At 62.3% G+C, this 17969-nt stretch carries 17 protein-coding genes; 6 read left to right on the top strand and 11 right to left on the bottom strand.

Translation table 11 applies throughout. The features are described 5' to 3' along the window. Genes AC1D06_RS00460 through AC1D06_RS00450 form a run of 3 tightly spaced genes read left to right on the top strand, consistent with a single transcriptional unit; the run spans position 1 to position 2569 of the window. Positions 1-975 (top strand): phosphotriesterase family protein, encoded by a 975-nt coding sequence (locus AC1D06_RS00460; protein ID WP_477875298.1) that lies wholly within the window; start codon positions 1-3, stop codon positions 973-975. A 9-nt stretch (positions 976-984) separates the two neighbouring features. Continuing rightward, on the top strand, positions 985-1740 hold the full coding sequence (locus AC1D06_RS00455; RefSeq protein WP_477875297.1) for a creatininase family protein: 756 nt from the start codon (positions 985-987) through the stop codon (positions 1738-1740). 22 nt (positions 1741-1762) lie between these two features. Beyond that, positions 1763-2569: a GntR family transcriptional regulator gene (locus AC1D06_RS00450; protein WP_477875296.1), complete on the top strand. Its 807-nt coding sequence runs from the start codon at positions 1763-1765 to the stop codon at positions 2567-2569. A 261-nt stretch (positions 2570-2830) separates the two neighbouring features. Here the strand turns inward: AC1D06_RS00450 and AC1D06_RS00445 are convergent, their stop codons facing one another. The 8 genes from AC1D06_RS00445 to AC1D06_RS00410 all read right to left on the bottom strand — a co-directional run bounded on the left by AC1D06_RS00445 (position 2831) and on the right by AC1D06_RS00410 (position 12300). After that, entirely contained in the window at positions 2831-4339 is a 1509-nt protein-coding gene (locus tag AC1D06_RS00445) for an FGGY-family carbohydrate kinase (protein ID WP_477984162.1), read from the bottom strand. 63 nt (positions 4340-4402) lie between these two features. After that, a complete protein-coding gene (locus AC1D06_RS00440; RefSeq protein WP_477984160.1) occupies positions 4403-5992 on the bottom strand; it encodes an N-acyl-D-amino-acid deacylase family protein in 1590 nt (529 codons plus the stop codon). 12 nt (positions 5993-6004) lie between these two features. Further along, positions 6005-6349, bottom strand: coding sequence for a RidA family protein (locus tag AC1D06_RS00435; protein ID WP_477984158.1), 345 nt, complete (start codon positions 6347-6349; stop codon positions 6005-6007). A 32-nt stretch (positions 6350-6381) separates the two neighbouring features. Further along, entirely contained in the window at positions 6382-7686 is a 1305-nt protein-coding gene (locus tag AC1D06_RS00430) for an alanine racemase (RefSeq protein ID WP_477984156.1), read from the bottom strand. A 12-nt stretch (positions 7687-7698) separates the two neighbouring features. After that, complete coding sequence (locus AC1D06_RS00425; RefSeq protein ID WP_477984154.1) at positions 7699-8643, bottom strand: ABC transporter permease; 945 nt, start codon at positions 8641-8643, stop codon at positions 7699-7701. Next, positions 8640-9596, bottom strand: coding sequence for an ABC transporter permease (locus tag AC1D06_RS00420; RefSeq protein WP_477984152.1), 957 nt, complete (start codon positions 9594-9596; stop codon positions 8640-8642). Before AC1D06_RS00420 ends, AC1D06_RS00425 begins: the two co-directional genes overlap by 4 nt. Beyond that, positions 9593-11098, bottom strand: a complete 1506-nt coding sequence (locus tag AC1D06_RS00415) for a sugar ABC transporter ATP-binding protein (protein ID WP_477875446.1) — start codon at positions 11096-11098, stop codon at positions 9593-9595. Before AC1D06_RS00415 ends, AC1D06_RS00420 begins: the two co-directional genes overlap by 4 nt. 134 nt (positions 11099-11232) lie before the next feature. Then, entirely contained in the window at positions 11233-12300 is a 1068-nt protein-coding gene (locus AC1D06_RS00410; protein ID WP_477875289.1) for a substrate-binding domain-containing protein, read from the bottom strand. A gap of 192 nt (positions 12301-12492) precedes the next feature. On the opposite strand from AC1D06_RS00410, the gene AC1D06_RS00405 reads away from it, so the two are divergent. Together AC1D06_RS00405 and AC1D06_RS00400 are read left to right on the top strand one after the other, a co-directional pair. Then, complete coding sequence (locus tag AC1D06_RS00405; RefSeq protein ID WP_477984675.1) at positions 12493-13272, top strand: IclR family transcriptional regulator; 780 nt, start codon at positions 12493-12495, stop codon at positions 13270-13272. Continuing rightward, the gene (locus tag AC1D06_RS00400) at positions 13269-14006 is read left to right on the top strand and encodes an MBL fold metallo-hydrolase (RefSeq protein WP_477875288.1); all 738 of its coding nucleotides are present in this window, start codon (positions 13269-13271) and stop codon (positions 14004-14006) included. The genes AC1D06_RS00405 and AC1D06_RS00400 overlap by 4 nt, the downstream gene beginning before the upstream one ends. On the opposite strand, the gene AC1D06_RS00395 is transcribed toward AC1D06_RS00400, so the two are convergent. Together AC1D06_RS00395 and AC1D06_RS00390 are read right to left on the bottom strand one after the other, a co-directional pair. Then, the gene (locus tag AC1D06_RS00395; RefSeq protein ID WP_477984150.1) at positions 14001-15167 is read right to left on the bottom strand and encodes a M20 family metallopeptidase; all 1167 of its coding nucleotides are present in this window, start codon (positions 15165-15167) and stop codon (positions 14001-14003) included. The two genes, AC1D06_RS00400 and AC1D06_RS00395, sit on opposite strands and share 6 nt — an antisense overlap. A 99-nt stretch (positions 15168-15266) precedes the next feature. Next, on the bottom strand, positions 15267-15722 hold the full coding sequence (locus AC1D06_RS00390) for an Lrp/AsnC family transcriptional regulator (RefSeq protein WP_477875286.1): 456 nt from the start codon (positions 15720-15722) through the stop codon (positions 15267-15269). A 103-nt stretch (positions 15723-15825) separates the two neighbouring features. Between AC1D06_RS00390 and AC1D06_RS00385 the strand changes: the two genes are divergently transcribed. After that, the gene (locus tag AC1D06_RS00385; RefSeq protein ID WP_477984148.1) at positions 15826-17145 is read left to right on the top strand and encodes a cystathionine gamma-synthase family protein; all 1320 of its coding nucleotides are present in this window, start codon (positions 15826-15828) and stop codon (positions 17143-17145) included. A 68-nt stretch (positions 17146-17213) separates the two neighbouring features. On the opposite strand, the gene AC1D06_RS00380 is transcribed toward AC1D06_RS00385, so the two are convergent. After that, entirely contained in the window at positions 17214-17966 is a 753-nt protein-coding gene (locus AC1D06_RS00380) for an esterase family protein (protein ID WP_477984146.1), read from the bottom strand. Positions 17967-17969: the final 3 nt, after the last annotated feature.

The raw sequence follows: 17969 nt of genomic DNA, 5'->3' as shown, positions 1-17969 counted from the left end.
ATGGAATTCATCCGGACTTTGAACGGCGACATCGCCCCTTCGGAACTGGGCGTCACCTATTCGCATGATCATCTCTTCTGCATTCCACCGCTGTGGAAGGAAAAGAAGATCGACGACTTCATGATCGATGACGTCGAAGCCTCGATCAAGGATGTCGAACTGTTCACCGCGCAGGGCGGCCAGGCCGTCTACGATGCAACCGCCATCGACTACGGCCGCGACCCGACGGCTCTGAAGACGATTTCCGACCGCACGGGCATCAAGATCATCGCCACCGCCGGCTTCAACAAGGCGATCATGTGGCCGGGACAGATGGCCGGCACAGGCGGCACATTCCAGCAATGGATCGATGGCCATAGCCGCGCCGAGATCCGCGACCATGTGGTGCGCGAACTGACCGTCGGCATGGACGGGACCGATCTCAAGGGCGGCGTCGCCAAATTCGGCACCGGCTACAACACGATTTCCGCAGCGGAAGACAAGATGGTCCGCGCCGTGCTCGACGCACACAAGGAGACGGGCTGCCCGCTGCATTCGCATACCGAACTCGGCACGTTGATCCTGGAACAGCTGAAGATCGTCAAAAACGAAGGCGTCGACCCGTCGCGGCTGACCATGGCCCATGTCGACCGCAATCCCGACCACTGGCTGCATCTCAAGGCCGCCGAGACCGGCGTCTTCATGTGCTTCGACGGTATCAGTCGTATCAAGTATCATCCCGAAAGCGTACTGATCGACTGCATCCTCAATCTCGTCCGCCACGGCCACGAGGATCAGCTGGTGGTCGGCGGCGACATTGCCCGGCGCACCATGTATCGCAATTATGGCGAAGGGGGCCTCGGCCTCGGCTATATCCTCGAAAGCTGGGTGCCGCGCTTCCGCGAACAGGCCGATGATGCCGGGTTCGACGGCAAGGCACTGATCGAGAAATTCTTCGTGAAAAATCCGCAGCACGCCTTCGTCTTCAAGCAGTGAGGAGCAATCTTGGCCATTGATAGAACCGACATAAGCCGGCTCAACGACAGCGACATGATCGCCGCCCTGGCGCAAAAGCCGGTGCTGCTCCTGCCGATCGGCGCCGTCGAAAGCCATGGCGACCACCTGCCGGCCGGCACTGACAATATTCTGGCCAGCCGCATGGCCGAGGAACTGGTGCACGTGGTCGATGGCGCCACGCCGCTCTTGCGCCTGCCGCTCCTGCCTTTCGGCCAAGTCTGGTCGCTCGGCGACGCGCCCGGTTCGTTCGGTATTTCCAACGAGACGGTGACGCGCTCGATCGTCGAGATCGCCCAATCGGCGAAGGCCAAAGGCTTATCGGTCATTGCGGTGATCAACGGCCATCTCGGCAATGCCAATGCCATCCGCGACGCGCAGCGCATCATGCGCGAACAGGGCGTCACCATCGCCAATTTCTTCTATCCCGGCTCTGGCGCCGCAATCGCAGCTCTGCGTGAAAAGCCCGAGGCGCATCCGGCCTATATGCATGCCGACGAGATCGAAACCTCCTACATGCTGCATCTTGCGCCCGGTGCCGTCGACATGGCGAAGGCGATCGCCAACTATCCGGTCTTTCCCGAGGATTTCAACACTGTCGCCTATCGCTGGACGGACTTCTCCGAAAGCCCGGTGCTCGGCGATGCCACCGCGGCAACCGCCGAAAAAGGCGAGAAAATTCTGACCGCGGTGCTCGCCAATATGGCCAAACAGGTGTCCGCGCTCTATAAAAGGCAATTCGAATAGCGCTTTTCCGGTGAGGGCCAGGTTGAATACACAGGCAGCGGCGAAGGATCATAGACCGGTCTATATCCAGATCGCCGAAACGCTCCGGGCCCGCATCGTTTCCGGTTACTACGACGACAAGATCGACGGTGAATTGCCGCTGGCCGGCGAATTCAAGGTTAGCCGGCGAACCATCCAGCAGGCGCTCGAAATTCTGGTGCAGGAGGGTCTGCTGGTTCGCCAGCATGGCATGGGCACTTTCATCAATCGAAAGGGCGTCGAGAAACGCTATCGCGCCATCACCTCGATCACCGAGGGCATTATCGGCCAGGGACTGAAGCCGGAATTCACCGTGCTCGCCAGCGCCCCGGCGTCCACCTCCGAAGAGGAACGCGCTTTCTTCCGCATCAATCCTGGTGACCAGGTCTATCGCCACAAGCGCCTCGTGGCCGCCGACGGGCGGGCATTGGCGGTGGTCGAAACCAGCCTGAACCTGAAATTCCTCGAAGGGTTGGAACTCTCGCATCTGTCGCAATCGCTGTATCAGACGCTACGCCACCAGTTCGGCAGAACTGTCGTGCAGGCCGAGGACCAATATATTCCGGCCGTCGCGGATGCAGAGATCGCACAATTGCTCGGCATTGCCGTCGGCCACCCGATCTTCATTGCTATCCGCCGTGCCACGGACCAGACAGGGGCGCCGATCGAACTTTCCCGGGTTCTGATGCTACCGGTGCCGCTCGACATCTCGATCCGCAATGTCGGCTTTCCGCGCCAGGGGCCGGACGATCTGACGCCGGAATCGCGCGAGTGGACCTATACGGTCGGCTTCGGGGATTTTCATAAGTAGCGGAAATCATGGCAAATAAGGGGAGCAGCTCAGCCTGTAGCTTTTCTACACATGCGCTGTGATCATTAGATATACTGGCCCAGAAAACACTTGCGAGTTGCAGGCCAATATGGCCTATGGCGGATGGACGCGGGCTCGTTACCCAAATCAATTCCGCGTGGCGTTTGGAGCCCGGTCTGGCGATAATGATCGCCAGACCGCCGCTTCAATAGTTTGGCATTTGCCTGCCGCAGTCTGGCTGCACTGACGCCATAGGCGGCTTCACTCCATCGCGGCCACGTTGCGCAATACATCCAGCGTCGCAGCACTGGCGATCGTGAAGCGCGCAAATCCCTCGTCATAGATTGATTTTGCCTTCGCGTTCGGCGCATGCCGACGCTTCGTACGATAGGTCGCCTCGACGGCCTCACCGAGCGAGCCGAAATCGCCGATCGCCACGGCCGAGCACAGTGCCGCCCCTTTGGCACCGAATTGCGTACCCTCGGGGATTTCCACCCCGTAGCCGGTCACATCGGAAATCATCTGCGCCCAGAACGGGCTGCGCGCGCCGCCTCCCGAAAGCCGGATTCCCTCGCCGGCGCCACCGATCGCCTCGTAGCAATCGCGGATCGCATAGGCCATGCCCTCATAGATCGAGCGCACCAGTTGCGGGCGGCCGTGATGCGGTGCCAGACCATGGAAGCCGGCACGGGCGCGCGGCTCGATCCGCGGTGCGATGACGCCGCTGGCTGAGAGATAGGGTACGAAAATCACGCCTTCGCTGCCCGGTCGGCTCGTCTCGGCCAATGCACCCAGCGTCTCGTATGGTCTTTCGCCACCGGCGATCTCAGGGCAGAGCGCGTTGAGGCACCAATCGAGCACAGTGGTGCCGGCGACATTGACCATGGTCTTCATCCAGCGCCGGCCGGGAATGATGAACAGCAGGCCAAGGTCGCGTGGCTCGTACATGGCGTGATCGAAAAGGACTCCATTGAGGCAGGTCGTGCCCAGCACGGTCACCGCCTGGCCGGGCTTGTAAGCTCCGGCGCCAAGGACGCAGGCGCCCGTGTCACCGGTTCCGATCGCCACCGGTGTACCGGCAACCAGGCCGGTGAGCGCGGACGCCTCGGCCGTGACCTCGCCCGCCAAGGTCTCACCACGCTCAACGGGAGCCAGCAGATGAGTGAAATCCTCGATACCGAGAAGCGCGGCCTGATCGGGATGGAAATCGCGGGTGCGCGCCGAGCCCGGCGCCATCGCCGCCTCGGATTCATCCGTGGCGATGCGACCCGTCAGACGATAGCGGATATAGTCCTTGGCGCAGAGCACATGGCTGGCGCGGGCGAGTGTCTCCGGCTCATTCCGCTTCAGCCAGGCAATGACCGGCAAAGTGCAGCCGAGCTGCATCATCGAGCCGGAATGGGTGAAAACTTTCGAGAACAGTTGCGGCTCACGCGTGAGCAGCGTGTCGACCAGACCCTGCGCCCGCGCGTCGTTCCAGAGCACCGGCGGGCGCAGAAGCCTGCCTGCCGCATCCATCAGCCAGGCGCCGACCATGACGCCGGTGACGCCAATACCGCGCACATCGTCTGGCCGGTAAGCGGAATTCACAAACAGAGCGCGGATGACCCTGACCGCGACCTGCCACACCGCATCGCCATCCAGTTCCGACCAACCGATCGGCGCCGGCAGCAATTGCATGCGCTCTGCCGCCTCCGCGCATTCACGGCCGGCGGCGTCGAAGAGCGCCGCCTTGATCACCGACGTGCCGATATCCAGACCGAGATACATGATGCCTCAACTTGACGAGAGATGTAGTCAAGTTATGCCGCGCGCGCGGGCATTTCTCAAGTCCTATATGAGCTTGCCGGGACGGTTGCCAGTCTGCACGCCGTTCTTGATCACTGCACCGCCATTGACCCAGACATGCGAAATGCCTGTAGGAAGTGCGGTGGAATTGGCGAATGTGGCATTGTCGGTGATCGCATCGTCGAACAGCACGAGATCTGCGGCAAGGCCGGGACGGATGAGGCCACGATCACGCAGTTGGAAACGTTGCGCCGCCACCGAGGTCATGCGCCGCACGGCATCCTCGATGCTGAACCATTTTTTGTTGCGCCTGAGCGGTCCGGCAATGCGCGGAAACGTGCCGAAGGCACGCGGATGCGGCTTCGAGCCCGGCCGCGGCAGACCGTCGGAGCCCGCCATATAGAGCCGGTTGCAGCAGGCATCATGGAGATCGATCTCGTCGAGTTGAAAAAGGATAATGCCGGTCTGGCCGGAATCCTCTTCGATGAAACGCAGCATCAGGTCGAAGGGCGTCACGCCAAGCGTGCTGGCTGCCTCGCGCATGTCGCTGCCTTCTAGATGCTTCAGGTCCGCGACCCCGATGGCGGAGAGCCGCACATTCTCCCAACCGATGAGAAACACCTTGCTCTGGCCTGGAAAGGCGGTGCTGCCATTTTCCACCCAGTTGCGAATGTCCGACAGCTGGTTCGGATCGGCGAGCCGCGCCCTGAGCCCTTCGAGCCCGCCATCCATGGCGGCAGGCGGCAGGAGTTGCAGGAGCCAGGTGCTGCCCGCTGGATAGGGATACATGTCGAAGGAAATGTCGATGCCTTCGGCGCGCATCGCCTCCAGCCGCTCGATGGCTCTGGGGATCTGCCCCCAATTCGGCTGACCGGCCGATTGCAGATGCGACAGCAGTCCTGCCGTGCCGGATTTGCGGAGCAGGCCGCCGAATTCGTCGATCGCGTCGAACAGGCCGGCCTCGTAGCTGCGCACATGGGCGGCCAGAAGCTTGCCATGCGCCTGGCATGTCCTCGCCAAGGCAACCAATTCATCTTCGTCGGCGAAGGCGCTCGGCGGATAGACGAGGCCGAGCGACAGGCCGCAGGCACCTTGCTGCAACTGTTCCGCCAGCAAGCCGCACATGTGCTCGATCTCGTGGCTGTCGGCGGGGCGGCGGTCACAGCCCATGGCGGCGAATCTGAGCGCCGCATGGCCGACGAGCGAGACGACATTGAGCGCGACGCCCTCGCCTTCGAGCGCCTGCCTGTAGCCGTCGAGATCGGCGAAGATTTCGCTGTCTCTGGTTTCACCGAGCAGGCCGGAAAAATGTTCACGGAGCATGCCGGCGGAAGATGGTGTCGAGGGGTAAAGCGAGAACGAGCAATTGCCGACGACGATGCTGGTGACGCCCTGGAACGCCTTTTCCGGGCGCTCACGCTCACGCAGGAAAATCAGGTCGTCATGGCAATGCGCATCGATGAAGCCCGGCGCCAGATAGCGCTCCGCAGCGTCGACGACTTCAGCATCTGGACCGGCCTGCAAACCATAGCCGATCCGGGAAATCGTGTTGCCGGAGATGATCAGGTCGCCGCGATACCACGGCGCACCGGTGCCGTCGATGATGCGGGCATTGCGGATCAATGTCTCCGGCATGGCGCTCTCCGATCAGACGGCTGCGACGGCGGTCATCTCGACGCGCAGATCCGGATCGGCAAGCCTGGCTTCGACGCAAGCGCGGACCGGCGGGTTATCCTTGTCGATCCAGTTGTCATAGACTGAATTCATCGCCTCGAAATCGGTGATATGGGGCAGGAAGACATTGACCGACAGTAGCTTCGACTTGTCCGTGCCGGTTTCCGTCAGCAGCGCGCCGATCTTCTCCAGCACGTCCAGCGTCTGGTCTTCGATGGAACCCTTGCGGTTGTTGGCCACCAAGCCGGCAATATAGACGGTGCCGGCGTGGACGACGGCCTGGCTCATGCGCGGGCCCTTCTGGTAACGGTCGATCATGGTTCTTCCTTTGCTTCTTGGGAGTGCTGAGATCAGCCGAAACGGGTGGGATAGGCCGCCGTGACGCGATGGTCGACGTCGAGGCCATAAAGAATGGCGTGGCGGTCCAGGCAGGTGCAGGGATGCGAAATGCCGAATTCGATGACGTCGCCGATCCGCACGTCCTCGTGCCCACTGAGATCGACGAAAGCGTGCTGGTCGTTGAGCTTGGTCACGGCAGTGCCGCTCAGATCGATCTTGCGCGCACCGTCGCGGTAAAGCGCCAGCGGTCGCGGCAAGCCCTGGTCCATGGCGACATCGCGAAGCCCCATGCCGCAGATCGCAAGGCCGGTTTCCGGCCGCGACAGAACCTCGGCCCAGACGCGTAGCGCCGGCTTGAACGTCGTGCCCGCGCTCGCCACGGAGCCATCGGGATCAAAGCCCTTACGGCTGTCGAGCGCGGCAAGCCCCCGTTCATACGTGCCATGGTCATGGAAGAAGATCGCGCCACTGCGCAGGACGATCCTGGCATTGCCGTCGCCGGCAAGCGCCGGCTTCAATGCCCTCACGACGCGATCGAAAAACACCGAGCCGCCGGCGGTGACGATCAGCTTGCGATCCGACCCGACCTTTTGGCGCACGGTCCGATAGAGCTCCACCGTCTTGGCCATCAGGCCATCGATACGCTCCAGCGTCTCTGCAGGGTCGGCTGTCGCCGCAGACCCTTCATAGGCAGCGATCCCTGTCAATCGGAAGTGTTCCGTCTCATGCAGGAGCACGTAATCGACGATGTCCATAGCCGCCTCCACAGTGCGACTGCCGGCGCGGGCTGCCCCGAGTTCCGGCAGAAGACCCAGCATTGGCAAATCGCGCCGACCTTGCCAGGCGGCTTGCAGGGTCTGTGCCAGTGCGATGGAGTCGACAAAAATATGGATTTCCGCATCGGGATATCCAGCGAGCAGCGCTGCCAGGCGTTTCGCCGCAGAGGCGCCACCCACCTCATTGGCGAGGATCAGCCGCTTCTGCCCGGCCTTGAGCATGACTGAGGCCTGGCGGATATCGGCCACTGTCGTGCCCCAGGCGCCGCCCTCGACCAGTTGCCTGGCCAGCGCCGGAACCATCGGCGTCTTGGAATGCGGCGCAATCTCCAGTCCGTGGCTGCGGACATAGCGCATCATCGCCTCGATATTGGCTGCAAAGGCATCACGGTCGAGCGAAATCAGCGGCAACGACATAGCACCATCATAGGGCTGCCAGCCCTGAGCGGCGACATCGTCGATCGAAACCGGCCCATGGCCGGCCGGAAAGCCACGGATACGATCATCGAGCATGGCGAAGGAAAGCGAGAGATCAGACATATGCAGATACCATCATCTTGAACGGGCCTCGCGGCCGGAAATCAACAGCAGCGCCAGGATCAGCGTGCCGAACATGATGCTGCGCCAGCCGGCCGAGGCATTGACCACGGTGATCAGCGCCGTGGTCGTGACCAGCAGGATCGCGCCGGGTATCGTGCCGGCATAGGTGCCGCGACCGCCGAGGATCGAGGTGCCGCCAAGCACGACCGCGGCGATAGAGGTCAGCACATAGGGTTCGCCAATGCCGACATAACCTTGCTGGTTCATACCGAGGATCAGGATGCCGGATATCCCGGCGAAGAAGCCGGACAGCGCATAGACGATCAAAGTGTGCCGGGTGACGCTGATGCCGGAAAGCCGGGCGGCAAGCGGGTTGGCGCCGAGCGCCAGGAAACGGGCGCCGATCGGCATGCGATGGATGAGCACGATGACCGCGATCGAGACGATCGCCCAGAGGATCACGCTCGCCGAAATGCCTGATGGACGCGCCTGACCGAGCCAGATCACTGCCGCATTGGTGACCGACACCGCGCTGCCGCCGGCAACGATGACCAATAGTCCCTGCAGAAAGGTCGCCATGGCGAGCGTCATGATGATCGGCGGCACGCCGAGGAAAGCAGCACCAGCGCCATTGAGAAAGCCGATCAGCGTGGCGATCGCCAGGATGACCGCGATGCCGACAAGGCCGGTGGCATCGAAACCCGGCGACAGCAGCGGCAGCAGGATCGCCGTCACTGTCATGATCGTGCCGGCGGACAGGTCGATGCCGCCCACCAGGATCACCAGCGTCTGGCCGGCGGCGACAATGCCGATGACAGCGGCGAGTTCCATCAGATAGCGCAGATGGCCGAACGAGCCGAAGCCGCGCAGGCTGAAACTGGCGATCACCAGGACCAGCACGACAAGGATGAGCGTCAGCAGCGGCGGATTGCGCATCAGCCTGGACAGGGCGTTCATCGTCTTCTCCACCGTGCTGCGAGATTGGGAATGGCGACAGCCCCGACGATGATCAGGCCCTGCGCGACATATTGCGCCACCGGCGGAAAACCCATGAAGAACATGACGTTGATCATCAGCGACAGGATCAGGCTGCCGCAGATCGCGCCGCGCATCGTTCCCTTGCCGCCGAGGAAGCCAACACCGCCGAGCACCGCGCCGGCAATCGAGTTGAGCGTGAAGGGGCCGCCGATCACCGGATCGCCCGAACCGGTCTGCGCGGCGACGAACACGCCGGCCAGCGCCGTCAACAGGCCAGAAATGGCAAAGGCCGTCAGCTTCACCCGGTCGACCGTCACGCCGGAGCGATAGGCGCCGACCGGATTGTCGCCCGCGGCATAGATGCCGAGACCGGTCGGCGTCAGCAGAAAAATCTTCCAGGCGATCAGCACCAGCACGAGCAGCATGAAGGCGACGGGCGTGTTGCCGGCGAGCAGATCGGAGAACCAGGTGGGGATGAAGCCGCCGGGCCGTGGGAGGATGAGCAGCGCGATGCCGGTGATGATGAACGAGCTCGCAAGAGTGACGATGATCGCCGGCAGCCGGAGATAGGCGACGACCGTTCCCATCAATGCCCCAAGGATCAGCCCGGAAAATGCGGCCGCGACGATGCCGCCAGGCGTGCCGAGCGGTCCGCCCATGGTCGTCGCAGCGATCACGGCGCCGAGGCTGACCATCGGGCCGATCGCCAGCGAAATGCCGCCATTGAGCATCAACAGCGCCTGCGCCAGGGTCACGAGCGCCAGCGGGAACCAATTCTGGCTGAACTTTGAAAAGCCCTCGACGCTCAGGATGCCCGGCGAGAGGAAGACATAGAGCGCGATAAGAGCTGTGACGACGATATAGAGTCCCGGCAGTCCGCGATTGCGGCGTCCCTGGACGGCGAGATAGAGATTGCCCGATGCACTGGTCATGCTGCTTCGCTCCGGGCGAGGCCCATGGCTGCGCCGACGATTGCTTCCTCGCTGGTGGCGCCGCGTTCCAGGCTACGAACAACTCGTCCCTCACTGAACACCAGCACCCGGTCGCAGAGATGCACCAGCTCCGGCGTGTCCGAACTCAAGAGGATGACCAGCTTGCCCTCGGCTGCAAAACCCTGCAGCATCAGGTAGATTTCCCGCTTCGTCTCGATATCGACGCCGCGGGTCGGATCGTTGAGCAGCAGGATCGATGGCGCTTTGGGCAGCCACTTGGCCAAAGCCACCTTCTGCTGATTGCCGCCCGACAGCGCCTGCACGGCGCGGCTCGTATCCCCCTTGATGCTGAGCCGCTGTGCCAGGCTGCCGACCAGACTCTCTTCCGCCGGGCGGTCGCGCAGACCGTTCTTCATGTTCTGCCCCAGCGACGGCAGCAGCAGATTGGAAGCAATGGAATGGGTGAGCACCAGGCCTTCCTTCTTGCGATCGGCCGGCACATAGGCAAGCCCCAGCGCATTGGCCGATCCGACCGAGGTCGCGAGACCCGCACAACCGCTGATCTCGGCCCGCTGGGCGGAGGCGGGAATGGCGCCGTAGAGGCCGAGCAGGAAATCCTCCTGCCCCTGCCCGACAAGGCCGCCGATGCCGACGATCTCGCCGGCGAAGGCGGAAAAATCCACATCGCGAACAATGCCTGCGGCAAAGCCGCTGATCTCGATCCGCCGCTCGCCGCGCTGGCGCGGTTGGTGCGGCGGAAACAGATCGCCTGGGTCGCGCCCGACCATCAACCGCACCAGGCTTTGCCCATCGATGCCGGCGAGGCTTTGGTCTGCCGTCACCACACCGTCCTTCAGGATCGTCACATGCCCGCAGAGCGACCGGACCTCGTCCAGCCGATGAGAGATGTAGAGAATGGCCGTCCCCTTGGCGGCAAGGTCGCGGACAAGGCTGGAAAGCACACCGGCCTCATGCGCCGACAGCGACGAGGTGGGTTCGTCGAGGATCAGCACGCGCGGCTTGCGATAGAGCGCCTTGGCGATCTCTACCATCTGCCGCCGGCCGAGCGCCAGATCGCCGACCGGCATATCCAGCGGCTCGGTCAGACCGACCAATGCGCAGGCCTCGGCGGCGCGATCGCGCAAAACCCTGTAATCGATGAGGCCGAGGCGCCGCGGATAGGCGCCGAGGCCGATATTTTCGGCGATCGACAATTCGGCCGCCAGGCTGAGCTCCTGCTGCACGACGGCGATGCCGGCCGCGCGCGCCGCCTTGGGGTCATAGCGGCCGGCCGGCTTGCCGTCGATCAGCACCTCGCCGCCATCCGGCAGCAAGGCGCCGGAGATGAGATTGATGAGCGTCGATTTGCCCGCGCCGTTCTCGCCCAGCAGAGCATGGATCCTGCCGGGCACAAGGCTGATGCTCACACCCTTGAGCACGGGATTGCCGAAGAAGCCCTTGGACACGGCACGGGCTTCCACCACGGGCAGACGAACGCTCATCATGGTACCTTCATCATTCGGACCGAGCAGGTTCCGGAAAAGTGTTCCACGGTTTTCCGACAAGAACCTGCGACAAAACAAAGGACTAAGCGGATGAATCGTTGGCTTGCCAACGAAAGTCTGCTTGGTCGAACTTACTGCGCCAGCAGCTTGTCGAACAGCGCCTTGTCATAGTCCGAATAGATATAGCCGTCGGCCGGGAACTTGTCGGCGCGGGCGAGGTAGCTGTCGATGTTCGAATTATCGATCACCGGCAGCGGCACTTTCACGAAGGCGGGAACATTCTTGCCCTGCAGCGCCTGAACGGCGGTGTAGACCGAGAGCGCGCCGAGCCAGTTCGGCTGCATCGTCGCCCAGCTCTTGATGCCCTTCTGTTTCCAGAGTTCGAGGAACTGACGGGCATTTTCACCGGTGATCGGCACTTGAGTACGGCCCTGGCGATCGAAAGCCATGATCGAGCCGGCCGAGAGCGCGCCGCCAAGCGACAGCACGCCGTCGATCTCAGGATTGGCGAACAGCAGGTTGGTCATCGCTTCTTGGGCCGGGGCGACATTGTATTCGGTATTGGTCTCGGTGATGATCTGCAGGCCCTTGTTGGCATCAAGTACCGGCTGCGCGCCCTTGCGGCGGTCGTCGCTGACCGAAATGCCGGCCGGGCCGTTCATGATGATGATCTTGCCCTTGCCGTGCAGTTGCTCGACCAGCCACTTGGCCGCCGCAGTGCCCCATTCGTTGGAGTCAGTGTTGATCTTGGCGGTCAGTTCATTGGTGTCGACGAGACTGTCGAAATTGACGACGGCGATGCCCTTGGCGCAGGCGTCGGCGACCACGCGGTTGAGCGCCGTCGACGAACCGGCCTCGATGATGATCGCGTCGAGATTGGCATCGATCATCGATTGGATCTGCTGGATCTGCGTCTGGGCATTGCCCTGCGCATCGGTGATCTTCAAATCCTTGACGAGGCCGGCCTTCTTCAGTTCATCGACTTCGGCGGTGATCGTGCCTTCGGTCTGCTTCATCCAGGTGGGCACGGAATAGATATTGGCCCAGCCGACTGTGTACGGCGCCTTGCGGTCGCCCTTGATGCATTTCGCCGCCGCTGCGGCCTGGTCGGCGACGCCGGTGACGGCGAGCGCCAGCATGCCGACGCCGGCCATAAGGGCGCGGCGGCTCGAAAGAAATTTTCCGATCTCCATTTTCATCGTTTCGTTCCCCATTTTTGATTTCGCCGACTTGATCAGCGCGTTGATTTGCTCTATGTCCAATATATTGGACGTTTGATCATAATATTGGACAAGCGGACTATCATGCAAAATCGAGGCGCTGGCAAGCCTGTTGCCAAAATTTTTAAGCTGCGCCAAAACACCGGGAATACCGGCTTGAAGGACGATGAAATGGATGCGGTGAACGATGAGGCGATTTCGAAACGGGCGCGCGGCTTGGACCGGGCTTTCGAAATCCTGGAATTCCTGCGGCTGAGGCAGGGACCGGCCAAGCCGAACGAGATCGCCGCCCAGATCGGCGCGCCGCGCTCCTCGGTCTATGAACTCGTCAACCTGCTGCTGCGCAACGGCATCGTCGAGTATGCCGGCGGCGAGGGCCGCATCTATCTCGGCCGCAAACTCTATTTCCTAGGTGCTGCCTATGAGAACCATTTCGACTTCATGCGCGAATGCGACCGCATTCTCGAGCATCTCGCCGCCGAGACGCGGGAAACGTCGCAGTTCTGCATGCTTGACGGCAACAAATATGCGGTCATGCGTATGCGCGAGGGTGCGCGTCCCTTCCGCATCTCCGCCGATGTCGGCCGACCGGTGCCGATCCCGTGGACAGCCTCGGGGCGCCTGCTCGTCGGCCATATGAGCGACGCCGAAATCCTCGATTTCATCCCCAAGGACGACTTCCACCTGCCGAACGGCGAATGGCTCGAGCCGGAAAAATTCATCGCCGAGGTACGCGGCGCGACCGAGGCCGGTGAATTCACCTTCAACAGCATCGTCGACAGCTTCACTCACTGCTTCGCCGTGCCGGTCAAGGACATGGATGGCAAGGCAATCGCGACGCTCTGCCTCGTGGCACCCCGCGATGACGGCCTCAAGCACCGGCAATCCTATCTCGACAGTCTCAAGCGGGCTGCAAGCCAGTTGCATTACAATAGCGGTCAGGACGGATGAAGATCACCGAGACGCTGCATCTCGTGCTCAGCGGCGCCAGCGGCTTCGATCTCAGCGATGCGCTCGACTGCAACGTCTTCCTGTTCACAGATGGCCGCGCGCACCACATTTTCGACGCCGGCGCCGGCCGCGACGTCGATGCATTGGCCGAGGCGATGCATGCCGGCGGCCTCGATCCGGCCGGCCTGAAGACCCTGCTCCTCACGCATGGCCATGCCGATCATTCGGGCGGCGCCGCAGCCCTGATCGCCCGTTTCCCCGGCCTGACCGTGGTTTCGGGACAGAGGACCGCAGAGATTCTCGCTGCCGGCGACGAGCGGCTGATCAGCCTCGATCGGGTGCGCGGCAAATTCTATCCGCTCGATTATCAGTGGCGTGCGCCGAAGGTCGACCAGGTGCTGGGCGATGGCGAGACCATGACGCTCGGCCCAATCACTGTTACCCTCTACGAGACGCCCGGGCATAGCGACGACCATTGCTGCTACCTGGTCGAGCAGGGCGGCAAGAGAAGCCTGGTGGCGGGCGATGCCTTGTTTGCCGGCGGCAAGGTGATCTTGCAGGACATCGAAGATTGCAGCGTATCGAAGACGCTTGCGTCGATCCATCGGTTGAGCCAACTGGATTTCGAACAGTTCCTGCCGGGACACGGCCGCTTTTCATTGCGCGATGGCAAGCGGCATGTCGAAGCCGCCCTGCCCTATGTCGAGGCCGGCGCCCCGCCACCACAGCTATAGCCGCTCGGCAAGCGCCACCAGCATTTCGGCCCCACGAGCGACCTCGTCCATATCGACATATTCGCTGATAGCATGCGCCTCCTCGATCCGACCGGGGCCGAAGATCACCGTCGGCGTGCCGGCGCGGGTGAGCTTGCTGGCATCCGAGCCGTAGGGCACGCCGATCACCTTGTCCGAATAACCGGCCTCGCCGACGATCGCGGCGAGTTCGCGCACGATCCGCGCGTCGTGCGGCACCTCCATCGAAACCGAATCGATGAACGACGGATGCATGATGAACCGGGCGCCGTCACTGCGTGCGTCGGAAAATGCCGCGACCACCGCAGCGATCTCGTTCCAGGCATCCTCGCCCGTCTGGTCCGGCAAGGTACGAAAATCGAACGTCAGGTGCGCTTGCGAGGGGACGCTGTTGGCGCCCTCGCCGGCCTGCATCAACGTGCAGGTCAGCGTCCGCCGGCCGAGTAGCGGGTGTTCGCTCTCCGTCGAGGCCATGTATTGCTTGAGGTGGATCACGAGATCGGCGGCTGCGAGGATGGCATTGACGCCTTCTTCCGGCCGCGCCGAATGGGCGTTCTTCCCCTGCACTTCGATGACGAAGCGGATGACGCCCTTGCAGGCGCTGACCACCTGCAAGCTGGTCGGCTCGCCGGCAATGCCGAGATCGTAGCGGCCATTTGTGCGGATGTGATGCTGGACGCCCTTGAACGTCACCTCTTCGTCGATTGCGGCGACGAATGTGAGGTCGCAACGCGAGCCACGACGACGCACTTCGCGCATCGCCAGCATGAACATGGCAAGGCATCCCTTGTCGTCGACCGCGCCGCGGCCATAGAGCTTCTCGCCTTCGATGCGCGGCGTAAACGGTGCCTGCATGCCATCCACCTGCACAGTGTCGAGATGGCCTTCCCAGATCATGCTCGGCGCGCCCGCTTGGCCTCTGATACGCGCAATCACATTAGGCCGCCCAGGCAGCACCTCTTCGAGCGCCCCCTCGATGCCGGCCTTGCGCAGCCATTCGGCGACAAAGGCCGCTATGCGCGCCTCGCCGAACCACTCCGTCGGCAGATCGGATTTCTGGAATGCTGGATTGATGCTGGGGATGGCGACCATGTCGCCGAGCAGATCTGCGACGTCGTCGCGGCTGATTGTGTCCGGCGCCATGATGCCTTTCCGGTGATGCGAAGCAATTGCCGATGCTTAACGGATCAGGGTCCTCACGCCAAGGCCGTGACAGGGACCTCAGAGAGCAATCACGTCCGGTCAGTACGGCAATGCGATTTCGTCCTTGACCGGTCCGATGACAACACTCGTCTCGATGCCGAAGACGCCGGGCAGTTCAGAGAGGACGGTGCGCAGAAAATTGTTGTAGGTATCCATGTCGGTCATCCGCATTCCCAGCACATAGTCATGGGCTCCGGTGACGAGATTGCAGCTGGTCACCTCCGGCAGCCGGCGAACGCGATCCTCGAAGTCGGCAATGGTCGGACGGTCGCGGCTTTGCAGCTTGATGAAAACATAGAGCTGGAGGCCAAAGCCACAAGCTTTCATGTCCACATCCAGCGTATAGCGGCGGATGACGCCCTCCTCTTCGAGCCGGCGAATGCGCCGCCGCACCGGGGTCGCCGATCTGTTCACCCGCTCCGCCACCCGCTCGACGCTTTGCCGTGAGTCCTGGCTCAACACTTGGAGGATTTTGACGTCTGTTTCGTCTATCATAGTCATTATCCACTAATAGCTTCATCATTTTGGCCAAAACAAGTGGGATTCTTTCAAAGCCGGCGCAGATAATCACCGACAAACCCAAAAGCAGGAGGTTACCGTGGCAAAGAACTTTCGTCGGACACATATCGACGGCCATCCGCTGCATCCGTCCACCCAGATGACCGCGTTCGGCTATGATCCCTCCCTGTCCGAAGGTGCCGTCAAACCGCCGGTCTTCCTGACCTCGACATTCGCCTTTTCCAGCGCCGAGGAAGGCGCGGAATTCTTCGATGTGGTGGCGGGCCGCAAGCCTGCCCCCGAAGGCATGGGCGCCGGAGGGCTCGTCTATTCACGCTTCAACCATCCGAACCTGGAAATCGTCGAAGATCGCCTGGCGATTTATGACCATGCCGAAAAGGCGCTGGTGACATCTTCAGGCATGGCAGCGATCAGCGCCGTCGCCCTGGCTTACCTGAGACCGGGCGACGCACTGGTACATTCAACGCCGCTGTACGGCGGCACGGAGACGCTGTTCCGCAAGGTCTTCACCCAATGGGGGATCAAGCCCATCCCGTTCGTCGATGGCACCGAGGACGAGTCGCTGGTCTACATGCTGGAAAAGGCCGCGCGTCACGGGCCGGTGAAGATGGTCTATCTCGAAACGCCCGCCAATCCGACCAATGCGACGATCGATCTCCAGACGATCCGCCACACGGTGGACGATTGGTCGCGCGCAAGCGGCCAGAAGCCGATCATCGTCTGCGACAACACGATGCTCGGACCAGTCTTCCAGACGCCGCTGGATTTCGGCGTCGATATCTGTGTCTATTCGCTGACCAAATATGTAGGCGGCCATTCCGACCTGGTTGCCGGCGGCATCACCGGTTCACGGCAATTGCTGGCGCCTGTGCGGCAGACCCGGTCAGCCTATGGCTTCCAGCTCGATCCGCATTCATGCTGGATGCTGTCGAGATCGATGGAAACCCTGGCACTCAGAATGGAGCGGGCCGCCGATTCCGCTGGCAAGGTTGCGGCCTGGCTGGCGCAAAACCCCTTTATTCCCGCCAGTGTACTGCACGTCGACCACGACATGTCGGAGGCGGAAAAGTCGGTGCATGGGCGCCAGTGCTCAGGCGCCGGGTCAACCTTCTCCTTCGTCATCCGCGACGACCGTGCACTGGCCTTCCGCATCCTCAACAACCTCACGATCTTCAAGCTGGCCGTCTCGCTCGGCGGATCGGAATCGCTTGCCTGCCACCCGGCGTCGACGACTCATTCCGGCGTTCCGATCGAGGCACGCAGCCAGACGGGCGTGACCGACGGACTGATCCGACTGTCGGTCGGGCTCGAACATCCCGACGATCTGATCCGCGATCTGGAACAGGCTTTCCGGCGCGCGGTGTCGGGGGTGGAGCCGACGGCAGTCAAGGCCGGATAAAGGGATAGGCATCGCCATTCCGGCCTCGTCCTGCTTGCAAGGCCGGCGGGATGGACGGGTTGCCGACGTTATAGGGGGTTCGCCCGGTCATCCTCGAGCCACTTGGCGAAGAAATAGACGATCTGCCGGTGCCACCAGGTCCAATCATGGCTGGCGTCGGCGCCCCAAAAATCCACCCAGGCCGGAATGCGCTTGTCCCGCAGCACGGCCTCGAGGTGACGGGTATCCTCGATCATCTGCTCCTCCCAGGCGCCCTGGCCGCAGCAGAAGAACAGGCGGCGCGATCGAATGCGATCGAGCAGGGCCTCGTCGTTCAGCCCGGCCAGATAATCCACCGGCGAGTTGAAATAGACCTGGCCGTCCAACGTTGCGCCGAAGAAATGCCGCGTGGAATAGACGCCGCTCAGTGCGATGACGCCGGCCACCCGCTCGGAAAATCGAAACTGGAAGTTGCTGGCGTGAAAAGCGCCCATAGAACAGCCCGTAAGGATGGGCCTGCGCCCGCCGAGATCGAGGATTTCCGGCAGCAGCTCTTCGCCTATATAGCGGAAATAGGCCTCATGCCGGCCGATGCGGTCCGGCAGATCGGGGCTCTGGGAGAAGAAGGTCTCGCCATCGATGCCGTCGGCGGTCCAGATCCTGATCTCTCCGGCGTCGATGCGGTCGGCGAGCACGCCGATGCAGCCGGAATCTTCATATTGGAAGAAGCGCCCGTTGGATGTGGGGAAAACCAGCACCGGCCGGCCGGCGTGACCATAGACCTTGAACTCCATCTCGCGGCCGAGGTGGCGGCTGAAGCGCTTGTGATAGTCGATTTTCAAAAT

The organism is Rhizobium sp. P2_G2 (assembly GCF_056403555.1).
The sequence above is the reverse complement of the archived record's forward strand: the minus strand, read 5'-3'. Positions and strand labels throughout refer to the sequence as shown.

What these genes read in the sequence shown, in the direction of transcription:
- AC1D06_RS00430 (WP_477984156.1), bottom strand. Translation starts at nt 7,686, where the DNA reads ATGTCTGATCTCTCGCTTTCCTTCGCCATGCTCGATGATCGTATCCGT.
- AC1D06_RS00425 (WP_477984154.1), bottom strand. Translation starts at nt 8,643, where the DNA reads ATGAACGCCCTGTCCAGGCTGATGCGCAATCCGCCGCTGCTGACGCTC.
- AC1D06_RS00460 (WP_477875298.1), top strand. Translation starts at nt 1, where the DNA reads ATGGAATTCATCCGGACTTTGAACGGCGACATCGCCCCTTCGGAACTG.
- AC1D06_RS00445 (WP_477984162.1), bottom strand. Translation starts at nt 4,339, where the DNA reads ATGTATCTCGGTCTGGATATCGGCACGTCGGTGATCAAGGCGGCGCTC.
- AC1D06_RS00405 (WP_477984675.1), top strand. Translation starts at nt 12,493, where the DNA reads ATGGATGCGGTGAACGATGAGGCGATTTCGAAACGGGCGCGCGGCTTG.
- AC1D06_RS00390 (WP_477875286.1), bottom strand. Translation starts at nt 15,722, where the DNA reads ATGATAGACGAAACAGACGTCAAAATCCTCCAAGTGTTGAGCCAGGAC.
- AC1D06_RS00400 (WP_477875288.1), top strand. Translation starts at nt 13,269, where the DNA reads ATGAAGATCACCGAGACGCTGCATCTCGTGCTCAGCGGCGCCAGCGGC.
- AC1D06_RS00415 (WP_477875446.1), bottom strand. Translation starts at nt 11,098, where the DNA reads ATGAGCGTTCGTCTGCCCGTGGTGGAAGCCCGTGCCGTGTCCAAGGGC.
- AC1D06_RS00395 (WP_477984150.1), bottom strand. Translation starts at nt 15,167, where the DNA reads ATGGCGCCGGACACAATCAGCCGCGACGACGTCGCAGATCTGCTCGGC.
- AC1D06_RS00410 (WP_477875289.1), bottom strand. Translation starts at nt 12,300, where the DNA reads ATGAAAATGGAGATCGGAAAATTTCTTTCGAGCCGCCGCGCCCTTATG.
- AC1D06_RS00435 (WP_477984158.1), bottom strand. Translation starts at nt 6,349, where the DNA reads ATGATCGACCGTTACCAGAAGGGCCCGCGCATGAGCCAGGCCGTCGTC.
- AC1D06_RS00420 (WP_477984152.1), bottom strand. Translation starts at nt 9,596, where the DNA reads ATGACCAGTGCATCGGGCAATCTCTATCTCGCCGTCCAGGGACGCCGC.
- AC1D06_RS00440 (WP_477984160.1), bottom strand. Translation starts at nt 5,992, where the DNA reads ATGCCGGAGACATTGATCCGCAATGCCCGCATCATCGACGGCACCGGT.